This is a genomic window from Myxococcota bacterium (genome assembly GCA_041389495.1).
Taxonomy (GTDB): Bacteria; Myxococcota_A; UBA9160; order UBA9160; family UBA4427; genus JAWKRT01.
The window spans coordinates 1,266,920-1,288,955 of record JAWKRT010000002.1 but is presented as its reverse complement, the minus strand read 5'-3'; the positions used below and the strand labels follow the sequence as shown (position 1 = coordinate 1,288,955).

Genomic DNA, 22,036 nt, shown 5'->3' with positions numbered 1-22,036 from the left:
AATCCGTGAAGTCCGCGCACTAGATGCAACCGAACGCAGAGCGTTCCCGAAATGTTCCTCCCCAACTAAGGAGAGAAATGACCTCTCGGGAACGGAGCTAGCCCGGTGCGACGCCTCGGGGACGAGGCCGGCCCTCCCTGACGCTTCGGGGACGGGACCAGCGCGGGCCCAGCCGACTTCTCGGGAACGCCAGGCGGCGCGCTGGGCGCCGATCCTCACGGGCTTTGGGAGCTTGAACTCCCAATTGGGGTGCTGCCCCAGAGAAATCGTCCCCGGAACGCGAGTCCGAGCCACGCAGATCTACTGCCCTGAGTGCCGCTACTCCTCCCGCGCTTCGAGCCTCGCCAAGCGTGCCTGAAGGGCCGCGATCGTCCGCTCTTGCTCCGCGTCTCGCTGCTCGTGAACCGCGATCTCGCGCCGCTGTCGTTGCACCTCGTTCAACAGCATCGCGGGCAGGACGTGGTAGCGGACGGAGTACGGCTTTCCGTCCGTGCCGGGCGCGACGAGTTCGGGCGCCACCTCGGCGACCTCTTCTGCGACGAGCCCGTACTGCAGCTCGCTCGCGGCCTCTTCCCCGACGGCCTCCTCCTTGTAGTGGAAGACGACGGGGCGGAGCTGCATGAGCACATCGCTCGCGTTGCCCATGTCGGCGATGTCGCGCTTGAAGCGGGCGGAGGAGGTCGTGGTTCCGAGCACACCGGATGCGTTGACGAGGACGGCGATGCCGCTGGTCGAGGTCGCGTTGTGGATTCCGGCGAAGGTCGCGCCCGTGTGCGTGCCGACGGTTCCGATCTTGATCTGGCCGCTTTCACCGGCGAGCCCCGTGTTCGCGAGATAGATGTTGTTGCTCCCGGTCGTCTGGTTGGAGCCTGCGAGGAGCCCGATCGCGGCGTTGTAGGACCCCGTGGAGTTCGACTTGAGTGCCGCGGCTCCCACTGCGGTGTTGCGGAACCCGGTGGTGTTGTCGCGCAGCGCTTCACCGCCGGCGGCGGTGTTGGCAAAGCCGGTGGTATTGCTGCCGAGAGCCATGTAGCCCGCACTCGTGTTGACGGAGCCCGATGTCAGGGAAGAGAGCGCCTGGTGGCCGAACGCAGTGTTCCTTCCGAGGCCCGACGCCGTGAGCGTGCCGGCGCTCGGCCCTACGAACAAGCTCTTCGTTCCCGTCGTGTGCACGAACAGCGCGCCGTTGCGCGAGATGTTCCCGGTGGCCTCCTCCACGCGAAGTCGATCCGTCGTGCCCGTCGAGTTCTTCACGACGAATCCGTCGTTCGGAGAGAGCGTGACGGTCAGATCGCTGGCGTAAGCGGGAAGCGTCCACAACAGAACCAAGAACGCCGGGAGCGTCGATCGGCGCAACAGCATCGCGGAGCCTCCTCTCGTCATGTCCGGTCGCCCACCTCGGCGAACGAGCCGGTGAACGGATGATCCTATCCGAGTCGACAGGAGCCGACTCATGTGTGCCGCTCGCTGGGCAGGTGCTCGTCGCATAGCGACGCGGGTCTCTGGCACCGCTTCTTCCTGACTTCTCGGGTACGCTGACCAGGCTCCACCTCGGTCCCGCACCCCGACCCGCCAGCCCAGACGGACCCCGCCCGCCGGGGACTTCCAAAAATTTTGCGAGCGCTCTGGCTCCTCGGGCGGCGGGCCTGTGTGGTGGGGGCCGGGGGGCCTCCGGCGCGAGGGCGGTAGTGAGGCGCGCGCGGTTGGCGTGGGAGGGGAGATCGCGAGCCAGCCGACCTTGAACCGCGGCGGGCGCGAACGAGACTCGCGTCGGTTGCGTTGCACTCGCCAACCTCGCCGGGAGACCGGTCGACGCCTTCGATGCTAGGCCACACGCCCAGAACCGGGGACCGGATTGGGACCGGATTGCCGCCGAGCTTGCACTCGATTGCCCTCCCCTGCTCTCCGCTGCACCCGCTCTCGCCTAACTAGGCGCGTTCTCGTCGTCATCCGACGAAGTACGTGATCGGCGTGCAGGCGATCTCGCGGGGCGGGTGACGGCGTCGCGACGTCGCGCGCGACGCGGCGGAGTCACACCGACTGACTGAAGCGCCGCGGCGCGCCTTCCGCGCCCGCGGCCTCGCCGTCCGTCAGGTAGGCGTCGAACACGGCGGCGACGTTGCGCGCGAGCACGCGGCCCTCGGGCGTGAGGCGCAGGCTGCCGTCGGCCGCGAGGACGACGAGGCCGTCGCGCTCCATGGGGGCGAGGCGGCGGAGCGCGTCCGCGTGGCGCTCGGCGAACGAGGCGCCGAAGCGCGCGCTGGCGTCGGCGGCGTCGATCGCGCCCTGGCAGAGCACGCGCGCGATCAGGAAGCGGCGCTCTTCGTCGGCGGCGTCGAGCGCGTGTCCGCGCAGCGTCGCGAGCCCGCCCGCGTCGACGGCGCCCTCCCAGGCGTCGAGCTCGCGGTGGCTCTGCGCATAGCATCCGGCGAGCTCGCTGATCGCGCTCGGGCCGAAGCCGACGAGGTCGAGGCCCGCCTGCGTCGTGTAGCCCATGAAGTTGCGTCGCAGGCTGCCGTCGTCGAGCGCGCGGGCGAGCTCGTCGGAGGGCTTCGCGAAGTGGTCGAGCCCGATGTAGACGTAGCCCGCGTCGATCAGCCGCTCGAGCGCGAGCGCGAAGAGGTCGAGCTTCGTCGCGGCATCCGGCAGGTCCTTGCGCTCGAAGCCGCGCTGCTGCTTCGCCACCCACGTGACGTGCGCGTAGGAGTAGATGGCGACGCGGTCGGGCGCGAGCGCGACGACCTCGGCGAGCGTGCGCTCGAACGACGCGACGGTCTGGAACGGGAGGCCGTAGATCAGGTCGAACGCGATGCTCCCGATGCCGGCGCCGCGCAGCGCGTCGACGAGGCCGGCCGTCACCTCGCGCGGCTGCACGCGGTGGATGGCCTCCTGCACGGCGGGCTCGAAGTCCTGCACGCCGAGCGACACGCGGTCGAACCCGCAGCGGCGGAGTGCGTCGACGTGCTCGGCCGTCGTGACCCGCGGATCGACCTCGATCGAGACCTCGGCACCCGGCCGCAGCGGGAACGCCGCCGTGAGCGACCCGACGACGCGCTCGAGCTGCGCGGGGTCGAGATGGGTGGGCGTGCCGCCGCCGAGGTGGAGCTGCGCGGCGCGCACGTCGCCCGGCACGAGCGCGCGCACCGTCTCGACCTCGCGCGCGAGCGTCTCGACGTAGCGCGCGGGGAGCGCCGGGTCGCGCGTGATCATGCGGTTGCACGCGCAGAAGTGGCAGAGGCTGCGGCAGAACGGGACGTGCGCGTAGAGCGCGACGTCGCCCGCGACGCGCCCGAGCGCCGCCGCGAAGTCGCGCGCGCCGAAGGCCTCGCTCCACACGGGCGCCGTCGGGTAGCTCGTGTAGCGCGGCAGCGGCCGCACGTAGCGCGGCAGGAGCTCGCGAAGGTGGGCGACGAGGTCGTGGCTCGATCGGGGCGGGGTCATGCGCGCGGAGCATAGTCGCGCGCGGCGCTGCGCTCCCGTCCCCTCGATGCGAGTCGACGCGCGGCACCGCGCGCGCGGCGCCGGCTATGCTGGGCCGCCGCGTCGCGGCGGCGCGCTGCCGCGGGCCGATGCCGCCGCCCGATCCCGATGCCGCGAGGAGCGCCGCGCATGCAGAGCTGGGACACGATCGTCGTCGGCGCGGGCTCGTCGGGCTGCGCGCTCGCGGCGCGCCTGACCGAGGACCCGCGGCGACGCGTGCTGCTGCTCGAGGCCGGGCCCGACCATCGCGCGGGCGCGCTCCCCACCGATCTGCGCTTCCTGTGGCGCGGCTGCGACGCGCCCCACGAGTGGGGAGAGACGGCGACGACGTTCGACGGGCGCGTCGTGCCCTACCTGCGCGGGCGGTGCGTCGGCGGCTCGTCGCAGACGAACGGCGGCGTCGCGCTGCGCCCCGAGCCGCGCGACTTCGCGACGTGGCCGCCGGGCTGGGGCTGGGAGGACGTGCTGCGCGGCTTCCGCCGCCTCGAGCGCGACCTCGACTTCCCCGACGCGCCGTGGCACGGGAACGCCGGCCCGATCCCCGTCGTCCGCTACCCGCGCGAGCGCTGGGCGCCCTTCATGGATGCGTTCGCCGACGCGTGCGCGTCGCTCGGCATCGGCTGGTGCCAGGACCACAACGAGCCCGGCACGACGGGCGTCGGCCCGATCCCGACCAACCGCGACGGACTCGTGCGGGTGTCGTGCAACGTCGCCTACCTCGAGCCGGCGCGCGCGCGCGCGAACCTCGCGGTGCGCGGCGACGCGGCCGTCGCGCGCGTCGTGCTCGACGGCGCGCGCGCGACGGGCGTCGAGCTCGCGAGCGGCGAGCGCATCGCGGCGGACGAGGTCGTGCTCGCGGCCGGCGTGCTGCGCAGCCCCGTGCTGCTCTGGCACTCGGGCATCGGCCCGGCGGACGCGCTGCGCGCACTCGGCATCGACGTCGCGCTCGACCACCGCGAGGTGGGCGCGCACCTGTCGGACCACAGCGTGCTCGTGACGCGCGCGCCGATCGCGACCGCGGCGGCACGCGGCGAGCGCGGCGAGCCCGCGCTCCAGTGCCTGCTGCGCGCGACCGCCGACGGCAGCGACCGGCCGAACGACCTGCAGCTCACGCCGTCCGTCGCGCGGCGCGACGACGGCGGCTACGACCTCGTCGTGCACTCGTCGCTGCAGCTGCCCGAAGGTACGGGGCGCGTGCGCGCGCGCAGCGCGAAGCCCGGCGACCCGGTCGACATCGACTTCGCGTTCGGCGCCCACGCGGGCAACGTCGAGCGCCTGCGCAAGGGCTGGCAGCTCGCCGCGCGCCTCGTGCGCGCGACCGGCCTCGCGCTCGACGCGTCGCCACTCGACCGCTTCCTCGACGCACCCGATGCGGAGATCGACGCGCGCGCCGCGGCCGAGCACGGCGCCTTCTACCACGGCGTCGGCACCTGCCGGATGGGCGACGCGGACGACGCGCGACGCGTCGTCGACACCGACTGCCGCGTCGTCGGCGCGGAGGGGCTTCGCGTCGTCGACGCGTCGATCGCGCCCACCGTCCCGCGCACGAACACGAACCTGCTCGCGATCGCGATCGCCGAGCTCGCCGCGGAGAAGATGGCGCGGGGCCAGGGTGCCGGCGGCTCACCGGCGGCGATGCGCTAGCTCGCCTCGGCCTCGAGACCGCACTCGCGGATCTTCTGCAGGAGCGTCTTGTAGGAGACGTTCAGCATGCGCGCCGCGCGCTTGCGGTTCCACTGCGTGCGCTCGAGGACGACGCCGATCGCCTCGCGTTCGGCCTGCAGCGCGACGCGCCGCCCGACCTCGCGGAGCGGCACCTCGCCCGCCGTCTGCTCGACCTCGGCGAGCAGCGACTCGAGCTCGCTCGCGCGGTCGGCGCGTCGCGCTCCGCCGCCGAGCAGGTCGCCGAGGATCGACTCCTCGGTCTCGAGCACGATCATGCGCTTCATCAGGTTCTCGAGCTCGCGCACGTTGCCGGGGAACGAATAGGTCGCGAGCGCCGCCTCGAGCCGCTTCGACGGGCGCGGCTGCGCCTTGTCGTACATCGCCGCATAACGCCGCAGGAAGGACTCGACGAGCAGCGGCACCTCCTCGCGGCGCTCGCGCAGCGGCGGCACCTCGACGTTGACGACGTTGAGGCGGAAGTAGAGGTCCTCGCGGAAGGTGCGCTCGGCGACCATCTCGACGAGCGGGCGGTGCGTCGCGCACACGACGCGCACGTCGACCTCGATCTCCTGGTTGCCGCCGAGCCGCGAGAACGTGCGCTCCTGCAGCACGTGCAGGAGCTTGGCCTGGAGCCCGGGGCTCATCTCGCCGATCTCGTCGAGGAACATCGTGCCGCCGTTCGCGAGCTCGAAGCGGCCCGGCTTGCGGCCGGCCGCGCCCGTGAACGCACCCGCCTCGTAGCCGAAGAGCTCGCTCTCGAGCAGGTCCTCGGGCAACGCCGCGCAGTTCACCTTCACGAAGCGCCGCGCCTTGCGCGTCGACGCGGCGTGGATGGCGCGCGCGACGACCTCCTTGCCCGTGCCGCTCTCGCCCTGGATCAGCACCGTGACGTCGGTGTCGCCGATCTGCTCGATCACCTGGCGGATCTGCCGCATCGCCGCGCTCTTCCAGATCGTGGACTGCGCATCCTCCGGCGCCGCGAGGCCGCGCGCGCTGCGCTTCGCGCGCTGCTCGCGCCGGCGCATCGCGGAGTGGAGCGCCGCTTCGAGCTCGTCCTCGTCGAAGGGCTTGTTCAGGAAGTCGTTCGCGCCGGCCTGCATCGCCTCGACGATCGTCGAGGCCGTGCCGACGACGGAGAGCATCACGATCGGCACGTCGGCGTCGAACTCGCGCATGCGGCGCAGCGTCGCGATGCCGTCCTGGCCGGGGAGGAGGACGTCGAGCAGCACGACGTCGGGCGCGGCCCCCGACTCGAGCAGCGCCTGCGCGCGGCGTCCGTCGGCCGCGGTGTCGACGTCGAAGCCGCGACTCTCGAGGAGATGCGCGAGGTAGTCGCGGATGCCCTCGGCGTCGTCCACGACGAGCGCCCTTCGCTTGCGCGGCGCGTCGGCGGCGCCCGCCCCGCGGCCGGTGTCGGCTCGCGTTCCCGTCCTCGTCCCCGATCGAGCCGCCATCCCGCGCGCATCCCCCGGCCGCATCGGCGCTCCCGCGCCGCGGTCAGGGCTCCTTCGGCAGCGCCGCCGGCAGTGTGAACGTGAAACACGCGCCGGCGCCGGGCTCGGAGCGCAGCGCGAGGCGCCCGCCGTGGCCCTCGACGATGCGCCGGCAGATCGCGAGACCGAGGCCGAGCCCGCGACCCGTGCGCTCGCGCGCGGCCGTTCGCTCGGCCGGCGCGGACGCCGCGGCGGAGCCACCGACTCGCACCCACGGCTCGAAGATGCGCTCGCGGTCCTCGGGCGCGACGCCCGGACCATCGTCCTCGACACTCACCTCGATCGCGTGCGGCGCGGCGCTGGGTCCCTCGCAGTCCGCCACGTCGGCCGCCGCGCAGTCCGCCGCGACGCGGCGCGCGCGCACGCGCACCTCGCCGCCCTCCCCCGCGTGGCGGAGCGCGTTCCCGAGCAGGTTGACCACCACCTGCTCGAGGCGCGCGCGGTCGAAGCGCGCCCACTCGGCGTCCGGGTCGACGCGCAGGGCCACCGCGACCCGGGCGTCGGCGAGCACCGGCTCGAGATAGGTGAGGACGTCGCGGAAGAGCGCGACCAGCGACGCGTCCTCGAGCGCGCACGCATCCGCGGCCCGCTCGTCGCGCGCGGCGCGCAGCAGATCCTCGACGAACGCGTCGAGCCGCGCACACGCCTTGCGACACTCGTCGACGAAGTGCGCCTGCTTCGGGTTGAGCTCGCCGAAGCGCTCCGAGGCGAGCAGCCGCGCGAAGCCGGTGATGACGGTGATGGGCGTGCGCAGCTCGTGGCAGACGACGGCGAGGAGGTCGGTCTGCTCGCCGACGAGTGCAGTGTGGCGCGCGCGGAGCGCGACGAGCTCTTCGCGCACGCGCGCGAGCTCGGCCGCGGGAGCGACGGCAGCCGTCGCATCGGCATCGACGGCGGCGGCCTCCGCCGCGCGCGCACTGCTCTCCGGGTCCGCATCGCCGCGCACGTGAACCGCTCGCGCTCCCTGCGCCTGCGCGCTCCGCTCGCGCACGCGAACCGCGCCCCGCAGCGACGAGGCCATGCGATCGGCGTGGTAGGATCCGGTCGGCCCGCGGACGGAGCGCTCGAGGAAGGCACGGGCCGACGGGCCTCATCGCCTCGCCGGAGCCAGCGCTTGACCCCCCCGCCCCGCCGTTCCGCCGATCGAGATGCGGAGGATGCCCGCACCGCGCGCGACGAGCGCGCCGTGCGCGAACGCATGGACGAGCTCGCGCGCGCGATCGAGCGCGCGAACCGCCTCTACTACCTCGAGGACGCGCCCGAGCTCGACGACGCCGAGTACGACGCGCTCTTCCGCGAGCTGCAGTCGCTCGAGGAGCGCCACCCGGCGCTCGCGTCGCCGGCCTCGCCCACGCGCCGCGTCGGCGCGCCGCCCGCCGACGGCTTCGCGCAGGCGCCGCACCGCGGCCCGATGCTCTCGCTCGACAACGCGATGGACACCGACGCGCTGCGCGCCTTCGACGAGCGCGTGCGCCGCATGCTCGGCCGCGAGGCGACGGCGCTCGACTACGTCTGCGAGCCCAAGCTCGACGGCGCCGGCGTCGAGCTCGTGTACGAGGAGGGCCGGCTCGTCCAGGGTCTGACGCGCGGCGACGGCCGCGTCGGCGAGGACGTGACGGTCGCGCTCCGCCACGTGTGGAGCGTGCCGCTCGCGCTCGACGCGAGCGCGCGGCCCGCGCCGCCGGTCGCGTCCGTGCGCGGCGAGATCGTGCTCCCCCGAGAGCGCTTCCAGCGGCTCAACCGCCACCGCGAGGACGAGGGCCTCGAGCCGTTCGTGAACCCGCGCAACGCGGCCGCGGGGTCGCTCCGCCAGCTGCACGACGTCGACGTCCGCCGGCTGCGCTCGCTCGAGTTCCGCGCGTACCACCTGGCCGAGGGCGTTCCTCCGGGCGCGACCACGCAGTGGGAGATCCTCGAGGCGCTGCGCGCCTGGGGCTTCGTCGTGAGCCCGGAATCGACGCGCTGCGCGGGCATCGACGCCGTCGTCGCCGCGCACGAGGCCCTGCTCGCGCGCCGCGACGCGCTTCCCGTCGAGGCGGACGGCAGCGTCGTCAAGGTCGACCGGCTCGGGCTGCAGGACGAGCTCGGGTCGCTCTCGCGCTCGCCGCGCTGGGCGATCGCCGTGAAGTTCCCACCGCAGCAGGCGCAGACGACGGTGCTCGCGATCGACGTGCAGGTCGGACGCACGGGCGCGCTGACGCCCGTCGCGAAGGTCGAGCCCGTCTTCGTCGGCGGCGTCACCGTCTCGAACGTCTCGCTCCACAACCAGGACGAGATCGACCGCAAGGACGTGCGCGTCGGCGACGTCGTCGTCATCCAGCGCGCCGGCGACGTGATCCCGCAGCTCGTGCGCGTCCTGCCCGAGCGGCGCGCGCGACGGCTCGCTCGCTTCCGGCTCCCCGACGCCTGCCCCGCCTGTGGCGGCGCCGCCGTGCGGCTCGAGGACGAGGTCGTCACGCGCTGCACGAATCCCGACTGCCCGGCGCAGCTCAAGAACCGCATCACCCATCTCGCCGCGCGCGACGCGCTCGACGTCGACGGGCTCGGCGAGGAGATCGTCGACCAGCTCGTCGACAAGGGCATCGTGACGCGCGTGTCCGACGTCTTCGCGCTCGACGCGCCGACGCTCGAGGCGCTCGACCGGATGGGCGCGAAGAGCGCGGCGAACCTCGTCGCGAGTCTCGAACGCTCGCGCGCGACGACGCTCGCGCGCCTGCTCGTCGCGCTCGGCATCCGCCACGTCGGTACGACGATCGCCGAGCTGCTCGCGCGCCGCTTCGGCGACCTCGACCCGCTCGCGGCGGCGACGGCGGACGAGCTCGAGGCGATCGACGGCGTCGGCCCGACGATCGCGGCCAGCGTCGCTCGTTATTTCGCGGACGCGCGTCACCGCGCGGAGGTCGACCGCCTCGTCGAGCTGGGCGTGCGCTGGGAGAAGGAGGCGCCGCGCGCCGCCGCGGCCGACGGCCTGCTCGCCGGGCGCACGTTCGTCCTGACGGGCGCGCTCTCGATCCCCCGCGACGAGGCGAAGGCGCGCATCGAGGCGGCGGGCGGGCGCGTGACGGGCTCCGTCTCGAAGAAGACGCACTTCGTCGTGGTCGGCGAGGATCCGGGCAGCAAGGCGGCGAAGGCCGCCGAGCTCGGCGTCGCCGTCCTCGACGAGGCCGGGCTCGAGCGCGTCCTGCGCGAGGGGCCGCCGCCCGAGCCGCCCAGCGACGACGACGCGCTCGAGCCGAAGCGGAAGGCGAAGGGCAAGGCGAAGGGCAAGGCGAAGGCGGGTGCAAAAAAAGAGGCGGGTGCGGAGGACGCCGGCGAGCGAGCAGGCGACGAGGACGCCGACGCGAGCCCGGCCTAACCGGACGCGGCGCGGGGCGTGGCAGGCGGGCCGCGTGCCCCCGCCCGCCTAGCGTTCGAGCGAGATCCTAAAGCGCGCGCGAGCGAGCGCCCCGGCCTCGCCGACGACCACGCGCCGCTCCTCCTCGCAGCCGAAGCGCGGCCAGTACGGCGCCGACACGACGCGCCACGCGAATCCGGCCGGGAGCTCGACGGCGAGCGTCCGGCCGTCGCCGAGCGGAACGCGCGCGCGGCCGAGCGTCGCGTCGAGCGCCGGCTCGAGGCCGGGCGCGAGCGGCAGGAAGGCGCGCACCGGGCGCGGATCGCCCTCGATGCGGTCCTCGATCTCGATGCGCGACGAGCCCGGCACGACCTCGAAGCGCCGCCGGTGCACGGTGCGCGGCGTGCTCCAGCCCGCGCACGTCGCCTCGACGGCGCGCTCGGGCACCGCGCTCGCGATCGCCACGCGCGGACGCCCGCCGACGCGGTGGCCGCCGAAGCACTCCGCCTGCTCCGCGCCGCCCACCTCGAGCGTCGCGTGCGCGCGCGTCGCACGGGCGAGGTCGCGGCGGGCGCCCGGCACGTACTCGAAGACGCCCGTGTCGACGACGACGCGGCGTCCGCCCGCGGAGAGCTCGAAGGCGAGCGCGTCGCAGTGCGCGTGCCCGGGCTGGAACGGCGGGCTCGGCCCGCCGACCGACGCGATCAGCACGAGCTCCCCGGCCTCGAGACGCGCGTGGCCGGTCGAACGCAGGAGCCCGCGCTCGGCGAGCGGAACGAGCGCGACACCGAGCGCACTCGCGTAGGCGCGCAGCGCGGCGGGCGGCTGCGCGATGCCGAGCGCCGCGTCGCCGAGCAGCGCGATCTCGCCGTCGGGATGCGTCCACACCTCGAGCGCGGCGAGCGCGCGCGCACACGTCGCGTGCAGCGCGTCGACGAGCGAGCGCGGCGCGCGCTCGCCCGTCGCCTGCGCGAGCGCGAGCAGGTGGAGCAGGTGCTCGAGGAGGACCGCGTGGTACATCGGGCTGCGCTCGTAGTGCGCGCCCTCCTCGCCGAACTGCTCGCGCAGGTCCGCTGCGAGCGCGTCGGCGTGCGCGAGCCAGCGCGCGCTGCGCGCGCCCTCGAGGGCGAGCCCGCCGGCGACGAGCGCGATGCGGTTCTCGAGCAGGTGGTTCGCCTGCAGGCGCGTCTCGAGCTGGCCCGCGAGCGTCTCGAGCTGCTGGTCGAGCGAGCGGCGCAGCGCCTCGTCCGCCGCGTCGTCGAGCGCGAGCCCGCCCTCGTCGGCGAACCGCATCAGCAGCCACGCGAGCGTCCGCACCGAGATCGGGTGCGCGTCCCAGCCGACGCCCCCGCGCGCGTTCGCGATCCAGTGCGCGACGGCGCGTCCGCGCACGGCGGGCGTCGCGCTGCGCGCGCGCGCCCACTCGAAGAAGTGGAGCTGATAGGCGAACAGCGGCCCGCCCGCGGTGTACTGCCAGTCGATCGCCTCGACGGACGCCCCCTCGCCCGGACGCGCGAACCGCGCGCCGTGGCCGACGAGCTCGATCGCACCCGCACCGTCCCAGCGCGCGTGCGCGGGCGCGGGCGGCGGCGCGACCGGCCAGCGCGCGAGCGTCCAGCGCGGCGCGCGCGGCGCCGGGAGCGCGATGCGCCGCGAGGGCGCGAGCACGTGACGGAGCTGACCGGCGATCTGCACGGGCCGCAGGTGCCGCACGGCGCGCCAGGTGCGGAGCACGTTCATCCGTCCGTTCCTCGCGCGCGCGCGGGCGCCCCGCCGCGTCCGTCTTCCGCGGCGCGCCCGCTCGCCGCCACCGCGCGCGCGTAGAGCGCGCGCTTCGCGAGCCCGGTCGCGGGCGCCATCGCGGCCGCGATCTCGCGCGGCCGCTCGCCCGCGCGCACGCGCGCGGCGATCTCGCGCTCGACCGCGTCGTCGTCGACCTCGGGCGCGGCGTCGGCGTCGCGGCCCTCGACGGCGATCGTCACCTCGCCGCGCGCGCCGCTCGCATAGCGTTCGGCCAGCTCGCCGAGCGAGCCGCGCGCGAGCTCCTCGTGCAGCTTCGTGAGCTCGCGCGCGACGCAGGCGCGGCGCTCTGCGCCGAGCCACTCCGCGAGCTCGCGCAGCGTCGCGCCGACGCGCCGCGGCGACTCGAACAGCACGAGCGTCTCTCCGCGCGCGGCGAACGGCGCGAGCAGCGCGCGGCGCGCGGCGCGGCGCCGCGGGGGGAAGCCGACGAACGCGAACGGCTGCGCGCGCAGGCCGCTCGCGACGAGCGCGGCGAGCGGCGCGGAAGCGCCGGGCACGGGAACGACGTCGTGGCCGTCGTCGATCGCCGCGCGCACGAGCCGCTCGCCGGGGTCGGAGACGAGCGGCGTCCCGGCGTCGGAGACGAGCGCGATCGCGTCGCCCGCGCGCAACGCCTCGAGCGCGCGCTCGACGCGCGCCGCCTCGTTGTGCGCGTGGAGCGAGACGGGGCGAGCGGCGATGCCGTGGTGGTCGAGCAGGATGCGCGTGCGGCGCGTGTCCTCGGCGAGCACGAGCGCCGCCTCGCGCAGCACGCGCAGCGCGCGCAGCGTCACGTCCTCGAGGTTTCCGATCGGCGTCGCGACGACGTAGAGCGTCCCCATCGGCTACGCTCGCCGCCCCCGGTCCCGCGCGCGCAGCCTCGGCTCGCGCGGGAGCCCTCCTCCATGCCCACTCCCGGCCCGGATCCCGGCGCGGCGCGCGATGCGCGGCGCGCACTCGGCGCGCGCGGCGAGGCGCGCGCCGCCGCGCACCTCGAGCGACGCGGCTACCGCATCCTCGCGCGCAACGTCCGCGCGGGCGGCGTCGAGCTCGATCTCGTCGCGCGCCGCGGCGCGCTCGTCGTGTTCGTGGAGGTGAAGACGCGCCGCGGGAGCCGCCACGGCGCGCCGGTCGAGGCCGTCGATGCGCACAAGCAGGCGCGGCTCGCGCGGGGCGCGGCGGCCTGGCTGCACGCGGAACGCGCGGGACTGGCGCGCGGCTGTCGCCGCGCGCGCTTCGACGTCGTCGCGTGCGTCGAGCACGCCGACGGCCACCACTCGATCGCGCACTGGCCGGGAGCCTTCGACGCGCCGTGAGCGCGCCGCACAGGCGCCGCGTCGCGAGCGCGCCGCAGGCGCGGCGCGCCGCGCGCGCTCAGTCGCCGCTCTTCTCCGGCGCCGCATCCGCGCCCTCGGCGTCGTCGACGCGCTCGACGCTGGCCGCGACCTCGGCCTCGATCTCCTCGGGCTCGGGGGCCACGAGCGCCGACAGGTCGCGCACCTTCGAGCGCAGCCGCGCCTTCTTGCCGCGCAGGTCGCGCAGGTAGTAGAGCCGCGAGCGGCGCACGTAGCCGCGCCGCTTGATCTCGAGCTTCGTGACGGCGGGCGACTGCACGGGCAGGGTGCGCTCGACGCCGACGCCGTAGGACACCTTGCGCACGGTGAACGTCTCGCTCATGCCCGCGCCGCGGCGGCGGATCACGACGCCTTCGAACACCTGCACGCGTTCCTTGTCGCCCTCGCGCACCTTCACGTGCACGCGGACGGTGTCACCCACGCGGAACGGCGGAAGATCGGCTCGCAGCTGCGGCTGATCGACGAAGTCCAGACTCCTCATCGCACCTTGTCTCCTTCCGCCGATCGTCGCGGGGCGAGCAGGTCGGGTCGGCGCGCGGCAGTGACCTCGCGCGCCCGCTCCCTGCGCCAGCGATCGATCGCGGCGTGATCTCCCGAACGCAGCACCTCGGGGACTTCGAGGCCGCGGAAAACGGGCGGCCGAGTGTAGTGCGGTCCTTCCAAAAGATCCTCCCGGAAGGACTCGCTCACCGCGGATTCGGGGTTTCCGAGGACGCCCGGGAGCAGCCGGACGATGCCCTCGACGAGGACCATGGCCGGGACCTCGCCCCCCGACAGCACGTAGTCGCCGATCGAGACCTCGGCGTCGACGGCGAGGTCGAGCGCGCGCTGGTCGATGCCCTCGTAGCGGCCGCAGACGAGGACGAGCGCGGGCTCGGCGGCGAGCGCCTCGAGCCCGGCCTGGTCGAGCCGCGCGCCGCGCGGCGACAGCGCGACCACGCGCGCCGCCCGGCCGGGCGCCTTCGGCCCCGCGAGGGCCTCGATGGCGGCGACGAGCGGCTCGGGCCGCATCACCATCCCCGGCCCGCCGCCGTAGGGCGCGTCGTCGACGCTGCGGTGCCGGTCGGTGGTCCAGTCGCGGAGGTCGTGGACCTGCAGCGCGAGCGCCCCGCGCTCGCGCGCGATGCCGACGAAGGCCGCCTCGGCGAACGCCTCGAACAGGCGCGGGAAGATCGTGACGACGTCGATCCGCACCCTGGGGCCTCAGCGCTCGAGCAGGCCGGGCGGCGCGTCGACGACCGCCGTTCGCCGCTCGCGGTCGATCGCGACGAGCACCTCGCGCGCCGTCGGGATCAGGAGCGGCGCGTCCTCGCCGCCGTCGTCGGCACCCCGGTCGGCGGCCGCCGCGCCGCGACCGTCCTCGCTCGGCGCGCGCGCGGGCGGGTCGACGACGAGCACGTCGTGCGCGCCGGTCTCCCAGAGCGTGCGGACGACGCCGACCAGCTCGCCGTCCGTGGTCTCGACGCGGTAGCCCACGAGCTCGTGCCAGTAGAACTCGTCGTCGCCGAGCGCGGGCAGCGCCTGCGCGTCGACGAGCACGAGGTGGCCGACGTAGGCCTCCGCATCGGCCGTGTCGCGGAGCCCGGCGAGCGCCATGCGCACCTCGTCGCCGCCGCACGGCTCGACCGCGCGCACGGCGTGACGGCGCGGTACCGGATCCTCGGGAGAACGCGCGACGAAGATGCGATCGGCGCTCGCGAGCGCCTGGGGGCCGTCGCCGAGCCAGCGCACGCGCAGCTCCCCGCGCGTGCCGAAGGCGCGCGTCACGACGCCGATCGCGACGCGCTGCGCCGCCACGGCAACCGGTCAGTCGACGATGTCGAGCCGGCAGCCGGCGCCGACGCTCGACTCCGCGAGCACCGCGCGCAGCGCCTTCGCGATGCGGCCCTGGCGGCCGATCACGCGGCCGCGGTCGTCGTCGGCCGTCTCGAGCTCGAGGCACTCGCCGCCGTCGGTGACGTTGACCTTGACGGCGTCGCGATCGCTCACGATCGCCTTCGCCAGGAACTCGACCAGCTCGGCCGCCGCGCGCGCGTCGCCGGCCATCGTCAGGCGCTCTCGCCGGCGGGCGCCGCGACGGCGGCGCGGCGCGCCTTGCGCACGAGCGAGGCCGCGGTCTCGGTCAGCACCGCGCCCTTCGCGACCCACGCGTCGACCGCGGCGAGATCGAGCGTGAGCGCAGCGTCGCTGCGGCCTGGCTCGTAGGTGCCGAGGCGCTCGAGCGGGCGGCCGTCGCGGCGCTTGCGCTCGTCGATCGCGATCAGGTGGTAGTAGGGGTGCTTCTTCGCGCCCGCGCGCGAAAGGCGGATCTTCACCATCGATGGAACCTCGGGCGGCGCGCGGGAGTGCGGCGCCGCGACGCAAGCGGCCGCGCAATCTAGGAAAGCGGGCGCGGCGGGTCAACGGGCGCGGACGCCCGCCCGGCCCCGGGAGCGCCCGCTAGCGGCGCTCCATCCCGAGGCGCTCGCGCTCCTTGCGCTCCGAGCAGGGGTCGCACGCGTAGCGGACCTCGTGGCGGGTGCGCAGGCGGTCGTAGTCGCGGTCGAGGGCCACGCGCCGGACGCTCGCGACGGGCTCGCCGCAGAAGTCGCAGCGCAGCAGCTCGCCGGGCGTCGCGGCCGCGTCGGCGGGAGCGCGCCCGTCGGACGGCGCCGATGCTCGGGGCTCGCGAACCGGGTCGGCAGTGCTCATCGGGCGCGCAGTCTAGCGCGCGCCGCGCGGAGCGGACGATGCCCCCGCACCGCCGACGCGGAAGCGCAGCTCGCGCGGACGCTCGGCTCCGTCGGGCAGCGCGGCCGCGAGCGCGTCGAGCAGCGCGCCCTGCTGCAGCTGCAGCTGCTGCGCCCACACGCTCGACGCGACCTCGACCTCGAGCACGTCGCCGCGCAGGCCGAGCGGCCGCGCGTGGCGCGCGACCGCCTCGCCGACGGCGGCCTCCCAGCACTGCCCGATGTCGAAGGCGCGCCTCGCGGCGTCGAGCCCGAGCTCGCCGAGCACGCGGCCGATCGCGTCGCCGACGACGACCGGCTTCGCGACGCGCCGGGGACGGCGCACTACGCGCCGTCCTCCGGGTCGTGCGTCCGGAACACGATGCCGGTCGGCACCTTCGGATGGAAGAAGGTCGACTTCTGCGGCATCACGCCGCCCGCGCGCGCGACGCGGAACACGTCCTCGACGGCGACGGGGTTCAGGTAGAGCGCGACGCTCACCGCCCCCTCGCGCACCGCGGCCGCCGCCGCCTCGGCCTGCTTGAAGAACTCGACGCCGCCCCCCGCGATCTCGGTGTCGCCGAGACCGAACACGCCGCGGATCACGTCGCGCTCGACGACGTCGACGATCAGCGCGTCGCCGAGCGGCTCGGCGCGCGTGAACACCCGCAGCACGCCGCTGCCGTCGTCGGCCGCGAACGCGGCCTCGCCCGCGTGCGGCGCGAGCTCGGCGGCGAGCACGGCCTCGATCGATGCGGCGCCCTCGAGCCGCACCGAGCGGCAGCTCCACCCCGGGAGGCGCTCGCGCCACGTCGCGTCGTCGGGCGCCGGCACCTCGACGATCGCGCGGTGGATCGGGAGCAGCAGGCTTCCCTCGGCATCGGCGTTCGCGAAGAACGCGAGCGTCGCCTCCGACGGCGCGCCGGCCGCCGCGCCGGCCGCGCGCCGGCGGTTCCGGTACTCGAGCGCCGTCTGGTAGCGGTGATGGCCGTCGGCGATGACGACGGAGCGCGAGGCGAGGAAGCGGCACACGCGCGCCGCGTCGTCGCCGCCGAGTCGCCCCACCTCGTACTCGACGCCGCCGTCGTCGACCGCGCGGCCGAGCGGCGCCCGTTCGAGCGCGGCCGCGAGCAGCTCCTCGAGCTCGCCCGCCTCGTCGCGGTAGAGCAGGAAGGCGCTCGAGAGGTTGGCGCGCGCGGCCTCGAGCAGCCGGAGGCGGTCGGCGATCGGCTTCGCGAGCGTGCGCTCGTGGCGGAGCACCTTGCCCTCCCCGTACTCGGCGAGCGCGAGCGCGGCGAAGAACCCGGTGCGCGAGTAGCGGTGCCCGCCGTGCTCGAACGTCTGGCGCATCACGTAGAGCGCGGGCTCGTCGTCGCGCACGAGCACGCCGCTCGCGCGCCACGCGTCGAGCCACTCGCGGATCTCGTGATAGTCGGTGGTCGCCTGGTCGCGCGGGTCGCGCGTGAGCTCGAAGCGGATCGCGTTGTGCGGATCGCGGTCGTAGTAGGTGCCGCGCTGCGCGTCGCTGATGACGTCGTACGGCGGCACGATCACCTTCGAGAGCTCGACGCGCTTCGGGTCGTAGCGCACGCCGCGGAACGGCCGGATGTCGGTCATGACGGGGGGAGACTCCTCGACGGGAAGGTGCGCGGCGGCGCGGGAGGCGCCGGACGCGCCGCGCGCGGATCGGGGCGATCGACCGGCCTGGGGAGCGCGCGAGTATGGCTCAGCGCGCGGGGCCGCGCGCGGGGCTCGCGAGCGCGGCGTCGAGACCGCGTTCGAGCGCGGCCGCGCGCAGCGCGGACGCCGCGATCGCGCCTTCGCGCAGGATCTCGGCGGCGTGTGCGGCGCCCGGCGAGCGCACGACCGTGCTCGGCGCCGCACGCGACGCGTCGGCGCCCGTCGCGAGCACGAGGGCGGGCTCGCCCGCGCGCGCGCAGACGTCGCGCGCCTGCGCGCGCGTCGCCGCCTCGGGCTCGCCGTGCGCGTTGCAGCTCGTCGCGGTCACGGCGCGCACGCCGCGCGCCTCGCAGGCCCGGGCGAGCGCCGCGGCCACCGCGTGCGGGCTGCAGCGCACACCGACCTCGCCGCGCGCGTTCGCGATGCCCGGCGCGAGGGCGTCCGGGGCGCGGCTCGGGAGGACGAGCGTGAGCGGGCCGGGCCAGAACGCGTCGATCCACGCGCGGGCGCGCGCATCGACGTCGAGCGCGAGCGCGGCGAGGCGCTCCGGGCCCGACACGAGGACCGACGTCGCCTGCGCGAGCGGTCGCCCCTTGAAGCGCGCGAGCGCGGCGAGCGCGCTCGCGCTCGCCGCGTCGGCGGCGAGGCCCCAGACCGTCTCGGTCGGAAACGCGACGAGCCCGCCCGCGGCGATGCGCTCCGCGGCGCGCGCGATCTCGCCTTCGTCGGCCGCGCCCGCCGCCGCGCGCGCGTCAGCGCGCGAGGGCACGGTGCGCGATGTCGCGCCGGTAGTGCGCGCCCTCGAAGCGGATGCGCGCGACGGCGGCGTAGGCGCGATCGCGCGACTCGGCGACGCTCGCGCCGCGCCCGGTCACGCCGAGCACGCGCCCGCCCGCCGTCTCGAAGCCGCCGTCGGCGGCGCGCCGCGTGCCGGCGTGGAAGATCGCGACGCCTTCGCACGACGCGGCCTCGTCGAGGCCGGCGATCGGCTTGCCCGTCTCGTAGCTGCGCGGGTAGCCGCCCGACGCCATCACGACGCAGGTCGCCGCGTCGCCCCAGTGCAGGCGCGTCGCCGGGTCGAGCGCGCCGCGCGCGGCGGCGTCGAGCAGCGGGAGCAGGTCGTCGTCGAGCCGGACCAGGAGCGGCTGCGTCTCGGGATCGCCGAAGCGCACGTTGAACTCGACGACCCGCGCGTCGCCCGCGCCGTCGATCATGAGGCCGACGAACAGGACGCCGCGGTAGGGGTGACCTTCCGCCGCCATGCCGCGCACGGTCGGCAGCACGACGCGCTCGAGCACCTGCTTCTCGACGGCAGCGGTGAACACCGGCGCCGGCGAGTAGGCGCCCATGCCGCCCGTGTTCTCGCCGCGGTCGCCGTCGAGTGCGCGCTTGTGATCCTGCGCGGCGGCGAGCGGCACGACGTTCGCGCCGTCGCAGAGCGCGTAGTACGAGGCCTCCTCGCCGTCGAGCCACTCCTCGACGACGACGGCCGCGCCCGCGTCGCCGAAGCGGCGCTCGCCCATCATCTCGCTCAGTGCGCTCTCGGCGGCGGCGGTCGTCTCGCACATCGCCACGCCCTTGCCCGCCGCGAGACCGTCGGCCTTCACGACGCAGCGCGCGCCGAGCTCGCGCACGTAGCGGAGCGCGTCGTCGAGCGCGGTGAAGCTCGCGTGGCGCGCCGTCGGGATCGCGTGGCGCGCCATGAACTCCTTCGCGAAGCGCTTGCTGCCCTCGAGGCGCGCGGCCGCGGCCGAGGGCCCGAAGGTGGCGATGCCCGCGTCGCGCAGCCGATCGGCGAGCCCTTCCGCGAGCGGATCCTCGGGGCCGACGACGACGAGGTCGATCGCGAGCGAGCGAGCGAGCGCGACGAGGCCGGCCGCGTCGTCCGTCTTCACGGCGTGGCACGTCGCGAGCTCGGCGATCGCGGCACTGCCCGGCGCGGCGTGGAGCGCGGACAGGCGCGGGCTCTGGTGGAGCTTCCAGACGAGCGCGTGCTCGCGACCGCCCGATCCGACGACGAGAACGCGCACGCTCGGAGCCTCCTGGGAACGGGAGCGGGAAGGGACGTTCGCGAGGGTGCGCTCGCGCGGCGCGCGCGTCAAACGCTCGCGCCGGTGTACTCGCGCGCGACGCGGCGCCCGACGCGCACGAGCAGCTCGTAGTGCAGCGTGCCCGCGCTGCGCGCCGCGTCCTCGACGCGGATCGGCACGGCCCCTTCGTCGTCCGGGCCGAACAGGATGGCCTCGTCGCCGAGCTCGACCGGCGCGCCGCCTCCGGGCGCGCGCGCGAGCGCGTCGGCCGGCCCGACGTCGACGCTCATCGAGTCCATCGAGATGCGACCGACGACCGGGCAGGCGGCACCGCCGAGCCACACGCGCGCGCCGCTCTCGCGCGCGCGCCCGTCGCAGCTCGCGCTGCCCGCCGTCCAGGCGACGCCGTCCGCATAGCCGAGCGCGAGCGTGGCGACGCGCGTCGCGCGCGGCGCGCGCCACGACGCCGCATAGCCGACCGCTTCGCCGCGCGGCACGTCGTGGATGCGGACGACCGGCGCGCGCAGGCTCATGACGGGGCGAAGGCCGGCGTCGCCGAGGTGCGCGGCGGGCGAGACGCCGTAGAGCATGAGGCCGGGACGCACGGCGGTCGCCTCGGGGAGCGCGTCGAGCAGCGCGGGCGAGAGGAGGCCGGCCGAGTTCGCGGCGTGCACCTCGCCGGTCGCGACGCCGCGCACGGCGAGCTCGCCCAGCACCTCGCGCAGGCGCGCACACTGCGCGAGCGCGGAGGTCGGATCGGGGTCGTCGGCGCACGCGAAGTGCGTGAACACGCCCTGCAGCGCGAGCGACGGATGCGCGGCGACGCGCGCGCAGAACGCCGCCGCCTCCGCGGCGGGCACGCCCATCCGGTGCATGCCGGTGTCGACCTCGACCTGCACGGGAACGCGTCGCCCCGCGCGCCGCGCGGCCTCGACGAGCCACGCGACGCCGTCTTCGTGGTGGACGACCGCGGCGGCGCGCGCCTCGGCGAGCGCGCGCGCCTCGGCCGGCGAGCGGGCGCCGCCGAGCACGAGCAGCGGACACGCGATCGCGCCGGCGCGAAGCTCGGCCGCCTCGTCGACCGTGACGACGGCGAGGCGGCTCGCTCCGCCGGCGAGCGCCTCGCGCGCGACCGGCAGCACACCGTGGCCGTAGCCGTCGGCCTTGACGACGGCGATGCACTCGCGCCCGCGCGCCAGCGCGCGCGCGCGTGCCACGTTCGCGCGGAGCGCACCGAGATCGATGCAGGCGCGCGGCCGGCTCGAGTGCGTCGCATCGCTCACCCGCCGCCCTCCATCCCCGCCTGGCGAGCCCGATCCGCGCCGCCGCATCCGCGGAGCCGGGCCGGCGTCGGTGTGGATCGATGGCTCGAAACGCGCGAGCCCCGAGCCCGCGCACCGGCCGCCGGTCGCTCGCGCGGGGGATCCCGGCCCGCGATCGGCGGCCGAACGGTAGCCGTTCGCGCGCACGGCCCGCGCCGCCGCGGCGGCGCGAAGCGCTAGCATCGCCGCCGTGTCGACGGGCGGCCTCGAGATCACGGTCAACGGCGAGCGCCACGACCTCGGCAGCGGCTGCACGGTCGCCGAGCTGCTCGCCTCGCTCGGGCTCGCCGGCCGGCGCGTCGCGGTGGCGCGCAATCGCAGCGTCGTCCCGCGCTCGCGGTACGCGTCCACGGCGATCGACGCGGGCGATCGCATCGAGATCCTCGAAGCGGTCGGAGGGGGATGAGATGTCGGGCAGCTACACCCTCGGCGCGCACACGTTCACGTCGCGCCTGATCATCGGCTCGGGCAAGTACGCGTCGTTCGAGGAGAACCTCGCGTGCGCCGAGGCGTCGGGCGCGCAGATGGTCACGGTCGCGCTGCGCCGCGTGAACCTCGACCGGAGCAAGGGGCCGAGCCTGCTCGACGTCCTCTCGCCCGACCGCTTCGCCATCCTGCCCAACACCGCCGGCTGCTACGACGTCGACTCCGCCGTCGCCACCGCGCGCCTCGCGCGCGAGCTGCTCGGCACGAGCCTCGTGAAGCTCGAGGTGATCGGCGACGAGCGCACGCTCTTCCCCGACGTGCCCGCGACGCTCGAGGCCGCGAAGGTCCTGCTCGACGACGGGTTCACCGTCCTCCCCTACATCACCGACGATCCGGTCGCCTGCCAGCGGCTCGCGGCGATGGGCTGCCCGGCCGTGATGCCGCTCGCCGCGCCGATCGGCTCGGGCCTCGGCATCCGCAACCCTGCGAACCTGCGCATCATCCTCGAGACGGTCGAGGTGCCGGTGATCGTCGACGCGGGCGTCGGCACGGCGAGCGACGCCGCCGTCGCGATGGAGCTCGGCGCCACCGCCGTGCTGATGAACACGGCGATCGCCGCCGCGAAGGACCCGGTGAAGATGGCGCGCGCGATGCGGCTCGGCGTCGAGGCCGGGCGCGAGGCCTACGAGGCCGGACGCATGCCGCGGCGGCTCTACGCGACCGCGTCGAGCCCGCTCGACGGGCTCGCCAACCTCTGAGCT

General features: G+C 75.5%; 21 protein-coding genes and 1 pseudogene. 5 read left to right on the top strand and 17 right to left on the bottom strand.

Annotated features, from left to right (window positions below; translation table 11 throughout):
• Positions 1–318: 318 nt before the first annotated feature.
• Positions 319–1,362: a tail fiber domain-containing protein gene (locus R3E88_16345; protein MEZ4218057.1), complete on the bottom strand. Its 1,044-nt coding sequence runs from the start codon at positions 1,360–1,362 to the stop codon at positions 319–321.
• Positions 1,363–2,031: 669 nt separating this feature from the next.
• The gene (gene hemN / locus R3E88_16340; GenBank protein ID MEZ4218056.1) at positions 2,032–3,441 is read right to left on the bottom strand and encodes an oxygen-independent coproporphyrinogen III oxidase; all 1,410 of its coding nucleotides are present in this window, start codon (positions 3,439–3,441) and stop codon (positions 2,032–2,034) included.
• 168 nt (positions 3,442–3,609) lie between these two features.
• Between hemN and R3E88_16335 the strand changes: the two genes are divergently transcribed.
• Positions 3,610–5,124: a GMC family oxidoreductase N-terminal domain-containing protein gene (locus R3E88_16335; GenBank protein MEZ4218055.1), complete on the top strand. Its 1,515-nt coding sequence runs from the start codon at positions 3,610–3,612 to the stop codon at positions 5,122–5,124.
• On the opposite strand, the gene R3E88_16330 is transcribed toward R3E88_16335, so the two are convergent.
• Together R3E88_16330 and R3E88_16325 are read right to left on the bottom strand one after the other, a co-directional pair.
• Entirely contained in the window at positions 5,121–6,503 is a 1,383-nt protein-coding gene (locus tag R3E88_16330) for a sigma-54 dependent transcriptional regulator (GenBank protein MEZ4218054.1), read from the bottom strand. The genes R3E88_16335 and R3E88_16330 overlap by 4 nt on opposite strands.
• 139 nt (positions 6,504–6,642) lie before the next feature.
• The gene (locus R3E88_16325) at positions 6,643–7,584 is read right to left on the bottom strand and encodes a HAMP domain-containing sensor histidine kinase (GenBank protein MEZ4218053.1); all 942 of its coding nucleotides are present in this window, start codon (positions 7,582–7,584) and stop codon (positions 6,643–6,645) included.
• 240 nt (positions 7,585–7,824) lie between these two features.
• Between R3E88_16325 and ligA the strand changes: the two genes are divergently transcribed.
• Positions 7,825–9,993: an NAD-dependent DNA ligase LigA gene (gene ligA, locus R3E88_16320; protein MEZ4218052.1), complete on the top strand. Its 2,169-nt coding sequence runs from the start codon at positions 7,825–7,827 to the stop codon at positions 9,991–9,993.
• Positions 9,994–10,041: 48 nt separating this feature from the next.
• Here the strand turns inward: ligA and R3E88_16315 are convergent, their stop codons facing one another.
• Both R3E88_16315 and rsmI read right to left on the bottom strand, forming a co-directional pair.
• Positions 10,042–11,712, bottom strand: a complete 1,671-nt coding sequence (locus R3E88_16315; protein MEZ4218051.1) for a heparinase II/III family protein — start codon at positions 11,710–11,712, stop codon at positions 10,042–10,044.
• Positions 11,709–12,596: a 16S rRNA (cytidine(1402)-2'-O)-methyltransferase gene (rsmI, locus tag R3E88_16310; protein MEZ4218050.1), complete on the bottom strand. Its 888-nt coding sequence runs from the start codon at positions 12,594–12,596 to the stop codon at positions 11,709–11,711. The genes R3E88_16315 and rsmI overlap by 4 nt, the downstream gene beginning before the upstream one ends.
• A 63-nt stretch (positions 12,597–12,659) precedes the next feature.
• Between rsmI and R3E88_16305 the strand changes: the two genes are divergently transcribed.
• The gene (locus tag R3E88_16305) at positions 12,660–13,070 is read left to right on the top strand and encodes a YraN family protein (protein ID MEZ4218049.1); all 411 of its coding nucleotides are present in this window, start codon (positions 12,660–12,662) and stop codon (positions 13,068–13,070) included.
• Positions 13,071–13,254: 184 nt separating this feature from the next.
• Here R3E88_16305 and rplS read toward each other — a convergent pair.
• The 11 genes and pseudogenes from rplS to alr all read right to left on the bottom strand — a co-directional run bounded on the left by rplS (position 13,255) and on the right by alr (position 20,810).
• Positions 13,255–13,590, bottom strand: a pseudogene (rplS, locus tag R3E88_16300) (50S ribosomal protein L19).
• On the bottom strand, positions 13,587–14,303 hold the full coding sequence (gene trmD, locus R3E88_16295; GenBank protein MEZ4218048.1) for a tRNA (guanosine(37)-N1)-methyltransferase TrmD: 717 nt from the start codon (positions 14,301–14,303) through the stop codon (positions 13,587–13,589). Before trmD ends, rplS begins: the two are co-directional and overlap by 4 nt.
• Before the next feature lie 9 nt (positions 14,304–14,312).
• Positions 14,313–14,906 (bottom strand): ribosome maturation factor RimM, encoded by a 594-nt coding sequence (rimM, locus tag R3E88_16290; protein MEZ4218047.1) that lies wholly within the window; start codon positions 14,904–14,906, stop codon positions 14,313–14,315.
• Positions 14,907–14,915: 9 nt separating this feature from the next.
• Positions 14,916–15,155 (bottom strand): KH domain-containing protein, encoded by a 240-nt coding sequence (locus R3E88_16285; protein MEZ4218046.1) that lies wholly within the window; start codon positions 15,153–15,155, stop codon positions 14,916–14,918.
• A 2-nt stretch (positions 15,156–15,157) separates the two neighbouring features.
• On the bottom strand, positions 15,158–15,427 hold the full coding sequence (rpsP, locus tag R3E88_16280) for a 30S ribosomal protein S16 (GenBank protein ID MEZ4218045.1): 270 nt from the start codon (positions 15,425–15,427) through the stop codon (positions 15,158–15,160).
• Positions 15,428–15,548: 121 nt separating this feature from the next.
• A complete protein-coding gene (locus R3E88_16275; protein ID MEZ4218044.1) occupies positions 15,549–15,800 on the bottom strand; it encodes a hypothetical protein in 252 nt (83 codons plus the stop codon).
• 12 nt (positions 15,801–15,812) lie between these two features.
• Positions 15,813–16,163, bottom strand: coding sequence for a DUF721 domain-containing protein (locus tag R3E88_16270; protein MEZ4218043.1), 351 nt, complete (start codon positions 16,161–16,163; stop codon positions 15,813–15,815).
• Positions 16,163–17,434, bottom strand: a complete 1,272-nt coding sequence (locus R3E88_16265; GenBank protein ID MEZ4218042.1) for a DUF1015 domain-containing protein — start codon at positions 17,432–17,434, stop codon at positions 16,163–16,165. Before R3E88_16265 ends, R3E88_16270 begins: the two co-directional genes overlap by 1 nt.
• A gap of 109 nt (positions 17,435–17,543) precedes the next feature.
• Positions 17,544–18,266, bottom strand: coding sequence for a Sua5/YciO/YrdC/YwlC family protein (locus R3E88_16260; protein MEZ4218041.1), 723 nt, complete (start codon positions 18,264–18,266; stop codon positions 17,544–17,546).
• Positions 18,250–19,527, bottom strand: coding sequence for a phosphoribosylamine--glycine ligase (purD, locus tag R3E88_16255; GenBank protein MEZ4218040.1), 1,278 nt, complete (start codon positions 19,525–19,527; stop codon positions 18,250–18,252). Before purD ends, R3E88_16260 begins: the two co-directional genes overlap by 17 nt.
• Before the next feature lie 68 nt (positions 19,528–19,595).
• The gene (gene alr, locus R3E88_16250) at positions 19,596–20,810 is read right to left on the bottom strand and encodes an alanine racemase (protein ID MEZ4218039.1); all 1,215 of its coding nucleotides are present in this window, start codon (positions 20,808–20,810) and stop codon (positions 19,596–19,598) included.
• Positions 20,811–21,039: 229 nt separating this feature from the next.
• Between alr and thiS the strand changes: the two genes are divergently transcribed.
• Positions 21,040–21,255 (top strand): sulfur carrier protein ThiS, encoded by a 216-nt coding sequence (gene thiS / locus R3E88_16245; protein MEZ4218038.1) that lies wholly within the window; start codon positions 21,040–21,042, stop codon positions 21,253–21,255.
• A gap of 1 nt (position 21,256) precedes the next feature.
• Positions 21,257–22,033, top strand: coding sequence for a thiazole synthase (locus R3E88_16240; GenBank protein ID MEZ4218037.1), 777 nt, complete (start codon positions 21,257–21,259; stop codon positions 22,031–22,033).
• Positions 22,034–22,036 lie beyond the last annotated feature (3 nt).

Bases quoted from the DNA above. Each gene is read 5' to 3' on its own strand.
- R3E88_16315 (MEZ4218051.1), bottom strand. From the start codon at position 11,712: ATGAACGTGCTCCGCACCTGGCGCGCCGTGCGGCACCTGCGGCCCGTG.
- R3E88_16335 (MEZ4218055.1), top strand. From the start codon at position 3,610: ATGCAGAGCTGGGACACGATCGTCGTCGGCGCGGGCTCGTCGGGCTGC.
- R3E88_16305 (MEZ4218049.1), top strand. From the start codon at position 12,660: ATGCCCACTCCCGGCCCGGATCCCGGCGCGGCGCGCGATGCGCGGCGC.
- R3E88_16345 (MEZ4218057.1), bottom strand. From the start codon at position 1,362: ATGCTGTTGCGCCGATCGACGCTCCCGGCGTTCTTGGTTCTGTTGTGG.
- hemN (MEZ4218056.1), bottom strand. From the start codon at position 3,441: ATGACCCCGCCCCGATCGAGCCACGACCTCGTCGCCCACCTTCGCGAG.
- R3E88_16285 (MEZ4218046.1), bottom strand. From the start codon at position 15,155: ATGGCCGGCGACGCGCGCGCGGCGGCCGAGCTGGTCGAGTTCCTGGCG.
- R3E88_16240 (MEZ4218037.1), top strand. From the start codon at position 21,257: ATGTCGGGCAGCTACACCCTCGGCGCGCACACGTTCACGTCGCGCCTG.
- rpsP (MEZ4218045.1), bottom strand. From the start codon at position 15,427: ATGGTGAAGATCCGCCTTTCGCGCGCGGGCGCGAAGAAGCACCCCTAC.
- rsmI (MEZ4218050.1), bottom strand. From the start codon at position 12,596: ATGGGGACGCTCTACGTCGTCGCGACGCCGATCGGAAACCTCGAGGAC.
- R3E88_16275 (MEZ4218044.1), bottom strand. From the start codon at position 15,800: ATGAGCACTGCCGACCCGGTTCGCGAGCCCCGAGCATCGGCGCCGTCC.
- R3E88_16265 (MEZ4218042.1), bottom strand. From the start codon at position 17,434: ATGACCGACATCCGGCCGTTCCGCGGCGTGCGCTACGACCCGAAGCGC.